Source organism: Paenibacillus tundrae (assembly GCF_030812775.1).
Classification (GTDB): domain Bacteria; phylum Bacillota; class Bacilli; order Paenibacillales; family Paenibacillaceae; genus Paenibacillus; species Paenibacillus tundrae_A.
Window position 1 is genome coordinate 77,267 of sequence record NZ_JAUSTI010000021.1, and the last position, 12,735, is coordinate 90,001.

At 45.0% G+C, this 12,735-nt stretch carries 8 protein-coding genes; 6 read left to right on the forward strand and 2 right to left on the reverse strand.

The window, feature by feature from the left end; translation table 11 throughout:
* The first annotated feature begins 4 nt into the window (after positions 1-4).
* Positions 5-1,831: a thiol reductant ABC exporter subunit CydD gene (cydD, locus tag J2T19_RS25025; RefSeq protein WP_307220766.1), complete on the forward strand. Its 1,827-nt coding sequence runs from the start codon at positions 5-7 to the stop codon at positions 1,829-1,831.
* Positions 1,828-3,558, forward strand: coding sequence for a thiol reductant ABC exporter subunit CydC (cydC, locus tag J2T19_RS25030; protein WP_307220768.1), 1,731 nt, complete (start codon positions 1,828-1,830; stop codon positions 3,556-3,558). The genes cydD and cydC overlap by 4 nt, the downstream gene beginning before the upstream one ends.
* A 112-nt stretch (positions 3,559-3,670) precedes the next feature.
* Here the strand turns inward: cydC and J2T19_RS25035 are convergent, their stop codons facing one another.
* Positions 3,671-5,926 carry an alpha/beta hydrolase family protein gene (locus tag J2T19_RS25035; RefSeq protein ID WP_307220770.1) on the reverse strand — a complete coding sequence of 752 codons (2,256 nt, stop codon included), beginning with the start codon at positions 5,924-5,926 and terminating at the stop codon, positions 3,671-3,673.
* Positions 5,927-6,199: 273 nt separating this feature from the next.
* Here J2T19_RS25035 and J2T19_RS25040 point away from each other — a divergent pair, with 273 nt between their 5' ends.
* The 4 genes from J2T19_RS25040 to J2T19_RS25055 all read left to right on the forward strand — a co-directional run bounded on the left by J2T19_RS25040 (position 6,200) and on the right by J2T19_RS25055 (position 10,838).
* The gene (locus J2T19_RS25040) at positions 6,200-7,417 is read left to right on the forward strand and encodes a TraB/GumN family protein (RefSeq protein WP_307220773.1); all 1,218 of its coding nucleotides are present in this window, start codon (positions 6,200-6,202) and stop codon (positions 7,415-7,417) included.
* 280 nt (positions 7,418-7,697) lie between these two features.
* A complete protein-coding gene (locus J2T19_RS25045) occupies positions 7,698-8,897 on the forward strand; it encodes an MFS transporter (protein ID WP_307220775.1) in 1,200 nt (399 codons plus the stop codon).
* 217 nt (positions 8,898-9,114) lie between these two features.
* Positions 9,115-10,125, forward strand: a complete 1,011-nt coding sequence (locus J2T19_RS25050) for an ROK family protein (protein WP_307220777.1) — start codon at positions 9,115-9,117, stop codon at positions 10,123-10,125.
* Positions 10,126-10,196: 71 nt separating this feature from the next.
* Positions 10,197-10,838 carry a sugar O-acetyltransferase gene (locus tag J2T19_RS25055; protein WP_307220779.1) on the forward strand — a complete coding sequence of 214 codons (642 nt, stop codon included), beginning with the start codon at positions 10,197-10,199 and terminating at the stop codon, positions 10,836-10,838.
* A gap of 479 nt (positions 10,839-11,317) precedes the next feature.
* Here J2T19_RS25055 and J2T19_RS25060 read toward each other — a convergent pair whose 3' ends face one another.
* On the reverse strand, positions 11,318-11,917 hold the full coding sequence (locus tag J2T19_RS25060; protein ID WP_128100163.1) for a DedA family protein: 600 nt from the start codon (positions 11,915-11,917) through the stop codon (positions 11,318-11,320).
* Positions 11,918-12,735: the final 818 nt, after the last annotated feature.

Below are 12,735 nucleotides of genomic sequence, written 5' to 3' on the forward strand. Positions count from 1 at the left end.
CACGGTGAAAAGAAAATCGAGTCTGATTGCTCAGCAAATGTCGTTACATCGAAGAAGCAGGCTTCTCCTTGCGCTTATGTCTCTGGCACTGGGTATAGCGATTATAAGTCAGGCTACACTTATGGCTGAAGCAGTCCAGCGAATCTTTGTAGAGAAAGCTTCCTTTGCCTCAGTAGTGATGCTGCTCGGTATCTTGCTGGCTGTTATGGCTCTGCGCACGCTGTTATCGTACGGCAATGGAAAGGTCGGCTTGCATATGGCTGCCCAAGCCAAGACGCATATGCGAGCTAAGGTGCTGCAAAACCTGACCCATGCTTCCATGTCTTCAACGCTGCACGGACAGACGGGAGGGAAGGTCAGTGTTGCGTTGGATGCGGTAGATGAGGCAGATAGTTATTTTAGTCAGTACATGCCGCGCATGATGGAGGCAGCGATCATTCCGATTCTGATTCTAGTTGTTGCATTCACCCAGCATGCTAACACGGGGTGGATTCTGCTCTGCACAGCTCCGTTTATCCCTTTATTTATGATTTTGGTCGGATTGCAAACCAAGAACAAGTCTGAGGAAAAATATGCGCAACTAGCTGAGTTTTCCGGTACATTCCTGGATTCGCTTCAGGGACTAGTTACATTAAAAATATTTGGTAGGGCTGATCGTCAGCATAAGGAGATTGAACGCAGCAGCCTGGGGTATCGTGATACAACAATGGGCATTTTGAAAATTGCATTTACGAACACCTTCATGCTGGAATCGATCGTCATGTTAGGCATCGGTATCGTCGCTCTTGAACTTGCCATTCAGTTGTTAGTATTCAAGGCGCTGACATTCCACACGGCCTTTCTGGTGTTGTTGCTTGTTCCCGAGTTTTACAGCCTGCTGAAAAATACAGGAACCGCTTTTCATAGCGGTAGAACCAGTATGGGAGCAATTCGCAAGGTGGAGCAGATGCTTACAGACACGAATACGACGAGTGCACAGAGCGATGGCGAAAAGGTAGCACATAACAATAAGAGTGAGAATACCGATGTGATGGCTGGGGCTCAATTGGAACCATCATCGTCGACTGAACATCCAGTGCTAACGCCTATGCCACCGTCTATCGATCTAATGGATACCCACTTTCGGTATGCACCGGATTCGTTTGAACTTGAGGCGAAGAAGATATCCATTAAACCAGGAGAGCATATCGCGATTGTTGGCAAAAGCGGCTCTGGCAAAACGACTCTGCTACATCTGATCTCCGGATTATTAAAACCGACGTCAGGGGAAGTTCTGGTTAATGGACGTCCGTTGTTCACATATGATGAGGCCGCCTGGTTCGAGCAGGTGAGTTATATTACTCAGCATCCGTATATTTTCGCAGGTACATTGGCTGAGAACATTGCGATTGGTTCGGGGGCAAATATATCTAGAGCCGACATTGAACAAGCGGCTGAGGAGGCAGGACTTAGTGCAGTTACTGCTCAATTGCAGCAAGGGCTGGATACCTATGTTGGTGAAGGAGGAAGGGGGTTATCTGGCGGGGAGAAGCAAAGGCTTGCCCTTGCACGTGCTTTTCTGAAACGACCGGCTATCATCTTGTTTGATGAACCAACGGTGGGACTTGATGTTCACACGGAGCGAATACTGCAACGTTCGATTGCATCACTGACACAAACGGCAACGATGATTACGGTAGCTCACCGATTATATACAATTCAACAGGCGGACAGCATTTTATTCATGGAGAATGGTGCATTAATAGACTCCGGATCACATGCAGAACTGCTTGATCGACTACCTCAGTATGCTGAGATGGTTCATATTCAACAAAAAGGAGGGTTAACATGAATGAACTAGCTATGATGTCCAAGGCCATGATTCAGGAGCGCAAGGATATCTTACTCTCTATTTTGGGTGGATTTATTGCAGGCATAGCAGGTGTGGGTCTCTTTTCCGCCAGTGGGTATATGATCGCGCAAACCGTATTTGCACCGCCGCTTTACACCTTGATTGTACTTACCTCCATGGTCAAATTGCTCGGTTTTCTTCGAGCGGCGAGCCGCTATGGGGAACGATTGTACTCACACAGAGCGACGTTCTCCATGTTGAGCCGTTTACGCACCTCCTTTTTTGCCAAACTCATTCCCGTAACACCAGGCATATTGAATAAAAACCGAAGTGGGGATCTGCTTGCGCGGATCGTTGGCGATGTAGAAAGCTTGCAAAATTATTTTTTGCGTGTTGCGTATCCGCCGATCATCGTCGTTATGGTGTTTTTGTCTACCGTGCTGTTTACTTCCGTTTATTCACTCTGGGTTGCGTGCTTGCTCGTGCTGGGCATGTTAATTACGGCATTTGTTGTACCGGGTATTGTTTTGCTGGGGCAGCGTAAAATACATGGTCGTGTGCGCCAGCAACGGGCATTGCTATCTACAGAAGTAACCGAAGTATTGTATGGTTTCCGCGATCTAAAGGTATATGGGCAATTGGAGCAACGAGAGCAACAGCTCCAGCAGGCTTCCGCCGCATTGGCATTGGAGCAGCAAAGAGCAGCAGGGCATCTGTTACGTGGGCAATCTATGCATATTTTTGTAACCTATCTCGTGACATGGGGTGTGCTGGTCGTTGGCGCATGGCTGATTATGGATGGGTCTCTTGCTGGCGTTTACCTCGCAATGCTGATCCTGGCTACCCAGACGGTATTTGAAGAAGCAACAGCGATGGCTGTATTGCCCGTGTATAAACAGGATAGTGAACATGCAGCCAGACGACTCAACGAGACGGTCCAGACCTCCGATGTGCAGTCTGCACAACCAAGTGGACAGTGCGCTACCGAACAGGCAGTTTCAATCCAATTGTCTAACGTTACCTTTCAATATGAGGGGGAGTGGAGAGCCGCATTGAATGATATTTCGATAACTTTTCCACCTGGCTCCAAAACAGCGATTGTTGGACCCAGCGGATCAGGCAAGTCTACCATTGTGGATCTGTTACTTAAACTACGTGAGCCAACGTCTGGCGATATCCAGTTGAATGACGTTTCGCTAAGTGAGCTAGATGAAGAGAGCATATGGCGGACAGCAAACGTTGTCTTACAGCAAAGTCATTTCTTTAAGGGAACCGTTCGGGAGAACTTACTTCTGAATGGGGAAGAGCATGCTGACGAACAATTAGCGGCTGTGCTGAATAAAGTCCAACTGCTCAATATGTCACTCAGTGATCCAGTGTATGAAAAGGGTGAGAATCTATCCGATGGCGAGAAGCAGCGCCTGGCTCTAGCAAGAGTCATGCTGCGGAGCGGACGCATATGGCTTCTAGACGAACCAACATCCTCACTCGATTATGTGACAGAACAACGCGTGTTGCAGCAGGTCTTCGCACAGGCAGCTGATGATACACTTCTTCTGATCTGTCATCGGCTTACAGGACTTGAGAAGATGGATCAGATTGTGGTCATGGATCAAGGTATGGTCGTAGAAACGGGTTCCTTCACGGAGCTGATGGAGCAGCAAGGCTACTTTTATGAGATGAAGAATATTGAGCTGCAGATGATCGGAGATCAACCGAGCACGTAGTTTGATGATTGTTCTGGTTTAGTGAAAATACTCAACTCATTCACGGCTCATCGCGAATAAGTTGAGTGTTTTTTTACATCCATAGGATACAGTCATACGAATAATGAAATGATCATTGAATGCCTATATCCCGTATCATAATGCTACCTTTCTCCGACTGGTCGAACACAAAGCTGATATTTCTGATCTGCTCCGGGTTGAGATCGCGGTTCATTGCAACGAAATCAGCCAGTTGGAAGGCATAATTCTGGAACACTGGCTCCTTCGTTGTTTGGAACAATGCAAATGGGGACTTCGCTAGAGCTCCTTCAAACATTGGCAGCAGCGGAGAGACACTACTTAATGGTAGACGACTGGTATTTCCGAGATCGTCTTCAACGGCTACAGTGAGATCTACCGGCAGATCGGCTCCGTCCACGTCTTGATCGGTTTCCGTATTAGCGATGGAGAACACGATGGAACTCTGATCAGTTATGCCAATGCCTTGATCAGGTAGAATTACTCTGTATACGGGAGTGGAGGACGTTGCTGTCTGATCCCATTCCAGAGCAACGGCGTTATATGGATCGGTTGTATGTCCCATCTCGACATTTTGCTCTTTCCATGTCTTCAGCCCTTCTCCTTCTAAGCTTCCTCCTGGCAACGTAGTTGTCCCTGGATCACTATCCTCGTCATAGCTGCTGATGGTTAACGTATTCGCGTCCCAATAATTGCTGATATACATCGTCTCGGGAAGCCAGTCTCTGGCGTATCCGAGATCCTGAAACACCATCTGGTATGAAGTATTCTCCTGAAGGGTGGCTTCTAGAAAAGATGAGATGAGCACCTTAGCAGCTTGTAATTGCTGATCTTGCGGAAGAAGACCGGCTGTGTTGAACAACTTGTTGCCTAACCCGACACCGTCATGTTTGCCCCACTCGGTGTTGAATTGCCCGTGGTTAGCGCCATATATGTATACATAAGATTTGAAGAATTCACTACTGCGATCCGTAAATTCAGTCCGGTGATACTGGCTCGTTCCGACAAACGAGGTGACGTCCATATCATGTGTGCCATGCAGAGCCAGATAATTCACGTCTTTTAAGGACATCGGCTGTCCTGCCGGTTTATATTGTCCATCGGTACCTGCTATGGAGACGATCGATCGGATGTTGAAATTGTAATCAAACTTGATATTGGCGTTCTCCGGATAAGATGTCATCTTATTGTATGCCGCCGCTGTGGTTACAGCCTCAGCTCCTCGTGAATGTCCAATCAGGGCAATCTTCTCCATGTCGACTTTATTATAAAATGGATTATCTCGTGCATTATTCCATCCTTCCCACACCATAAGGTGTTCCAGCAGCAGCCATCCCCGCGCCCGATTTTCCCCTTGTAGGGGTTTGAACACAAACAATTCGTTAAATGGCGAGGAGTTGAGAAAGTTTTCATCAATGGAAACTACAATATGTCCGCGACTTGCCAGCAATTCACCCAAATAGGCATACCCTGGATCTGAATATTTCGTCGCCAGGTGGTTGCCATGCACGATGAGAACAAGTGGGAAAGGGCCATCGCCTTCGGGATACCAGACTGTGCCGTTTAATGGCATTGCGCCAGCGCCAAAACCAAACGTGCTTGTGCGTCTTTTCGTCCAATCACCAACAAAGGCTGATCCATCGACAGATTTGGTAGTCAGCATCATTTCTGTGCTCAGATCGTCACGATACGTCGAATGGCTCCCGTAGGTTAGGGATTTTACGGAAAATGTTCCGGGTTCTGCCGGATTGGTTAATAGGGTTGTGTAAGCTTCCGCAGGCTTGACCGTCTGCAACGGGTAGGGTGCAGCAAATTCCTTCTGTCCTTCGCTGAAGATCCAATAACCGAGCATGCAGACGAAGATGAGAGTAATTGCAGCACTTGCGGCTGCCCTGACTTTCTTCCAAGTTCGAGCTTCCCGGTAGACACCACTGATGAATCGATAGAGTAGTGCGCCAAGCACGGAACAGGCAATGAGGATGCATACCGTAACAAGCAGCGTAAGGGGGATGGGACCCAATAAGCTTATTAAAAGCAACAAGAGTGAAGTAAGCATGGACCATACGTAACGTGAAGGTAACTTTTTGACCCAGTGCAGCAGTCCTGCAAGGATTCCGGTGAATGCTAATGTTGCAAATAGAAACAGTAAGCTGCCAATCCAGTAGTCACTTGCACCTCGTGATCCCAAATAATAATAGGCTTGAACGAAGTACAACGACAGTGTCACTATGGATAGAGCAGCTACAGCGCCTTTCCAGCCTGGTGTGAGAGAAGGAATCCGCTTCTTTTTAATAGAGAATAAGGGTCTCTTTTTAGTCGTTTCTTCGGCACTTACGCCGGCGTTCTCCATGGATGTTCCACCTTTCAATACATATGTATATCACACTTTAACTTAAATGTGTTGGGTATGTTCTTCTCTGAGTCTAACAGAAGATTCTTGCTGTAGTCCGTCATTTTTCTTACGTTATTATTAATTATCGTACATCCATACTTTGCATTGAATAGGAGCTAATTCGGAAATATGATGGAACCTTTTCCCACCTGTATCCGTATGAACTAAGAATGTCCATTCTATTGAATCAATGATTGGCAACAATACTTATCCCAAAGGAGAATACATAATATGAAAAATTGGAAACGCATGCTCTTATCTCTTACCGTCTCAGTAGGTTTGCTCGCATCAGCCGTACCAGCTATGGCTGCTCCTCAGGAGACATCCGTTAAGGTTAATGATCAGGCCGTACAATATGCTACAGGTGCACCAATCCTGGAGAAAGGAACGACACTTGTTCCACTGCGTACAACGCTGGATGCGATGGATGTGAAGCTGACGACGGCAACAGATGATACGATTACGGCTGTAGTCGATGGTCGGACGATTACACTCAAAAGCAAGCTTACACGGATCAACGGAGTAACGTATGCACCGATTCGCATCGTTGGTGATGCAGCGGGTTATGAAGTTCGTTGGGATTCTGCGACACGTACCGTATTGCTGGTATCCAAGGGTGGAGACACTGAGACGGTCCAAACGGGTGGACGCGGCTTCATGTGGGAAGTCGAGAAAAACGGTAATACCGTCTATCTCGTAGGTTCAATGCACGTTGCGGATGAGAGTTTCTATCCATTGCGTCCTGAATTTGAAGAAGCCTTTGCGGAAGCAGACTACCTGGGTGTAGAAGTAGATATTAGCACAGCAACGGATGAGCAGCAGAAGATGGTTCTCGATCTCGGTACCTATCAGGATGGGACAACGCTGAAAGACCATATCTCCAGTGAAACCTATGCAAGTCTGGGTAAACTTTTGAAGGAGAATGGTATTGAACCGGACGCTTTTGATACATTCAAACCATGGGTGGTAGAAATTACACTCGGAGGACTGAAGTCAGCGGATGGTGGATATGAAGCATCGGAAGGTGTGGATTTGTATTTCATCCAGAAGGCTGTACAGCGCAAAATTCCAGTGATTGAACTGGAGTCCTATGAATCTCAGCTTGGAATGTTCAACAACTTCTCTAAAGAGCTGCAAGAGGAAACCCTTAAAGCAACCATTGATAACTTTGATGTAATTGATACCAGTTTGAATCAAATGGCGGAGATGTGGAAAACAGGGGATGACGAGCAGTTACTTGAGCTGACGAACAGCTTCTCGGACAATGAAGAGTACAACAAGGCTATGCTGGTTGACCGTAATATCGGTATGGCGGATAAGATCGACGGGTACCTGAAGAATGGTAAAGGGGAAGAGTACTTCATCGTTGTTGGTGCAGCTCACTATCTGGGTGAGCACGGCATCGTGAAACTCCTTGAAGATAAAGGGTACACAGTAGAGCGGAAATAAAGCAGGATACTATAACTTTTAAAATGAACAAGCACTTTCTAACATAATTGTTGTGATTGTTGTTATTGGTAGTAAAACAAGCCAAGACCGTGGGTTAGTACCTACGGTCTTTTGTTGATGATCATCCATTATTTTAGTGAATGGCGAACATAGACCTTCATAGCCATACGCAATCCATCGAATGGATATTGACAAAAGATGGCCAGCACTCGCATACTTACAATATAAACTTTATAAAGAATATTTATTTAGTGTTTGTTTTAAAGAGAGGAGGTACACCATGGCAACATGGTTTCTGATCATCATTTACTTAGCCTTTATTAGTCTGGGGCTTCCGGATTCGCTTCTTGGCTCTGCTTGGCCGGTCATGTGGCCGGAGATTGGTTCTTCCGTAGGGTCGGCGGGATTAATATCGATGATTATTGCTGGAGGGACAATCGTTTCTAGTTTGGCAAGCGGCAGGATGATTCGGACTATAGGGACAGGCAAAATCACAATGTTCAGTTGTTTGTTAACTGCAGTTTCATTATTTGGGTTTTCGATCGCACCTTCGATGGTTTGGTTTATGCTGCTTGCTATTCCATTGGGTCTTGGAGCTGGAGCGGTAGATGCCGCATTGAACCATTATATAGCCGAGAATTACCAAGCACACCATATGAACTGGCTGCATTGCTTCTGGGGCATTGGTGCTACCATGGGGCCAATCATCATGGCCGGGTATATCGCAGGCGAGAACTCATGGAGAGGCGGTTATACAGCCGTTGCAATCATCCAGTTGATACTTGTCGTTGTACTACTTGTAACCTTGCCTCTATGGAAACGTGTGGCTGCAACGCGAGCATCATCACAACCAGAGCATGCAGAGACAGAGCAACAGTCGCACACGAGTCTTTCGGTCAAGGTACTGAATATTCGCGGAGTTAAGCCATCTTTGCTTGCCTTTTTGTTATATTGCGGAGTGGAAACCACCGTTGGATTATGGGGAGCCAGCTATTTGGTAGGTACGAGGAGCATTTCAGCAGAGGTAGCTGCAACGAGCATCTCACTTTATTATGCAGGGATCACATTTGGCAGATTAATTACGGGCTTCATTACATTAAAAGTTCAAAATCGTTTGTTGATTCGGTATGGACAATGGGTAACGATAGCGGGCGGAATCATCTTATTGCTCCCACTGCCTTCCACGTTTTCTGTAGCGGGATTTGTACTGGTGGGGCTTGGCCTCGCTCCGATCTACCCAGGGCTCTTGCATGAGACGCCTACGCGATTTGGCAAAGAAAATTCAGCGAAGTTAATGGGCTACCAGATGGCCGTTGCGTATAGCGGAACGACTTTGATTCCGCCATTGTTCGGAATTCTGGCGGCGCGAACAGGTACAGGAGCTTTTCCGATCGTTGTGTTCATTTTACTTGTACTTATGTTGCTTAGTGCAGAGACAGTGAATCGTCTGCTTCTTAAGCCGCACAAGTTGGGGAGGTGAGCAGATATGGTATACATTATTTTAGCGGCAATCATTTGGGTGGGTGCCTATGCGAGCTTGTCTATTTCGAAGGAACCTATTGAAGTGAAGCCGGTTCGGTCAATAGATGATTTGTTTGAGTAAAGGAGCAAAAGTGCTAAAATAAGTTTTACAAGTTGGAAGATATGGTACGGCTGTTTCTTCTTGTTTGGTGAAGAGCTGAGGTGGGAACAAGCGGATGATGAGAAAAGCGAATGCAAAATTGATGAAACACATCAATCTAAATAATGTACGTGAAGTAATGCAACAGATCGAAACGGCGACCAAGCCGCAGCTAGCTTCATTAACGAAGCTTAGTGTTGTGACGATTAACGCTTTGGTGAAGGAACTATGTAATCGTGGCGAGTTATTTGAAGATAAAGTAGTTCCATCGAATGGCGGCAGACCGGCGCAAGCTTATCGATACAATTACAATTACAGACTTGCACTGGTGTTATATATCCAAGAAATGAAAGGTGAAGAACTAATCTCAGCAACCGTGATTAACTTGGAAAATGAAGTGCTGTCTAAGGAAGATTGCATTCTTCCTGTCTTGGATAAACAACACATTCTTCAACTGATTAAACAATGCGTTACGTCATATCCTTCTATTCACCGGATCGGCATAGGTATTCCAGGGCAAGCAGTCAATGGGGATATTACGGTGAGTAGTCATGATGAACTTATTAATTCACGTTTGATTCAAGATATTCAGAGTGAATTCGATCTGAAAGTTCTTGTCGAGAACGATGTTAACGCTGCGATCAGCGGGTACTGCATTCAGCATGAGGAAATGAAAGAGCAGTGTGTGACCGGAATCTATTTCCCTAATCGGTATCCACCTGGCCTTGGCATTATGTTGAATGGACAGATCATGCAAGGGAAGAATGGAATGTCTGGTGAAATCAAGTATCTGCCGTCTGCACCGAATTGGAAAGGTAAGATGAATGATGATGAATTCCTTCTGCAAGTTTGCCAGATCATCCAAACAATTAATGCTATTGTAGCTCCGCATCAGACCGTGATTTATCAGGAGAGAGTGAAGATAGAGCAATTGGAGGCTGCATGGAAGCAGTATCAGATGGAACATCCAATGCCTACGTTTCCTGAAGTTGTGTACCAATGGACATTTCAGAAAGACTTTGATGCAGGACTAAGATGGATGATTCTTCAAGAATTAAGGGAGACGATCCTTGAGGAATCGATATAATCAACAGAAGATGTTCTGTGGATTCACGTCTTTTTGCGGGCGAACATTCATACGCTGTGGAGGTTATGAGTATGACAGAAGAAGAACGGATCAGGAAGGGAATTCTTTTTAGTCCAAGTAATCCAGAATTGAAGGAAATCAAACGCCGTTCACACAACCTAAGTCAACAATATAGCCTGACGTATGAGGATCAGAGTGAAGAACGGGAAATGATTTTACAACAGTTGTTAGGATCTAAGGGGGAAGGTGTATTCATACAAGGTCCAATCTTCTTTCATTATGGTGTGCATACCCGGATTGGGGATCAATTCTTCGGGAATTACAATCTGACTGTCCAGGATGATGCACAAGTGACGATAGGTGACTATGTCAGCTTTGGGCCTAATGTAACCATTGTTACTCCCGTTCATCCCTTTATTGCGTCTGAGCGCAGACAGATGTTGGATCAAAATGGAAATATTAAATCGCTATGTTATGCCAAACCTGTCACGATTGGTGATGATGTGTGGATCTCTGCCAATGTTACAGTATGTGGCGGGGTTACAATTGGGAGCGGAAGTGTGATCGGTGCGGGGAGTGTGGTTACGCGTGATATTCCGGCAAACTCATTAGCTGCTGGTGTTCCATGTAAAGTCATACGTCCAATCACAGAAGCGGACAGCATGCGTTACAAACCGGAGATTATGGCCGATTGTAAAGTGTTAGTACCTTAACCGTTTTGTAAGGTGAAAACTAATAGAGAAAAGCACGGCAGACACGTCTTGACGTTATTCGCATGAGTTAAATCCATTGGGGATGCAATGCGAGGCAATGATCAACATAATCTTAGTGGAGTCATATGATTGTAAAATGAGTTCCTATTTATTCGAGTAAATCCAATAAATATAGCAAGGCATAATTTAAGCCCAGGCAACTGTTGATCTCGGATATCCTGGGCTTATGTATTTCAATGAGTTATTACAAACGGATGCTTACACTCAGATGGAGTCGCCCCATCAAAATGGAGCCGCCAAATTGCTTATTTACCGAATATGCCAGGTGGCGAGATGGAGTAGAGAAGCGAGACCGGGAGGTCAAAGAAAATTCAACATCGTTATCTCAGAAGGAGCTACCGAGATTCAGCTCGTAGGTCTCTAGCGTTCGATCAATCAATATACTGCATGATTAACAAATCAGTTAGTCCATGATTGGTCTACTGTGATACGCGTCCTTTTCTAAAGCGTTTAATAAGAACATAGAGTCCAAAACCGATAATAAAGATGGCAGCCGCTGGCAGAATATAAGGTTTGATAATTTCATCCACATGCTCCCACTGAGCGCCAAGCTTAAAGCCTAGGTATACATAGAGCGATGTAATGGGCAGCATAGCTAGGAAGGTATACAGACTGAATTTGAAAACATTCATTTTGGTAACACCGCAAGGTATAGAGATCAAAGTTCTTACCCCGGGCACGAAGCGCCCATAGAAGGCCACCCCACTGCCGTATTTCTCAAAGAAACGATCTGAAGCTTCTAAATGATGTGTTCGAATGAGAAAATACTTACCGTATTTCTCAACGAGGGGTCTTCCGCCAAACCGACCAAGCGCATACAGCGTTAGTGGGCCAAATGTGCCTCCAACTGTACCTGCTATAATCGTAAGAATAAGATTCATGTCCCCAAGGTAAACCCAGTAACCTGCAAGCGGGAGAACAAGTTCGGCAGGCACAAATTCAAATGATAAAGCAATGACCACACCTGCATACGACAAGTCTTTGAAAAAAAGGATAAATTCTGTGATCCATTGAGTCACGCTACACCCTCCAAGAGTCTATCTTATTTTTGGAACTACATTTTTATCTATTTATGATATTGAATTACTCACTTCTGCTATAAAGGTAACAATAGCGATAGTAGCTTGTCAAAACTCACATCATTTATATGAAGATAGTTACATTAATAGAAGAGGCAACGAATAACCTATGTGATAATCTGTTATATAAAAATGTGAATACAAGGTAAGATGGTATGCGGAGATTGATGTTCTGCATTGAGATCTCTATGGCTTTTTGCAATCAGCAGGATTGATCGTGTATGTGTCTGAGTTGAATTAAAGGTTTATATACGATTGGTAAAGTAGAGCTCAGGTTTAATGAGGATGTATTTATAATAGAAGAAAGGATATAATAATGCATGTAATCTAGGTATATAATAAAATAAATTGAAATTAGCTCTTTACAAGTGGTTGTGATTCATGATATATTCTTATTCCGGCCAAGAAAACACGAGAAACACGGTGCGGCAAGCAAACAACATAAGCTTCGAAAGAAACTTAAAAAAAAGAGCTTGCAAAGTTGGTTCGGACGTGATAATATATAAGAGTTGCTGAAGAGAACAACTTCGGTAGCGAACGAAAAGTTTGATCTTTGAAAACTGAACAACGAGTGAGTAACGATCTTGCTTGCAAGATCGACGCTGAGAAATCGTACACGTCTTCGGACTGGAGAGTTTCGAAGCACAAATGAGATTTTTAATCTCGTCAGATTCAAAATGAGCTAATCGCTCTTTTCAATACTTTATTGGAGAGTTTGATCCTGGCTCAGGACGAACGCTGGCGGCATGCCTAATACA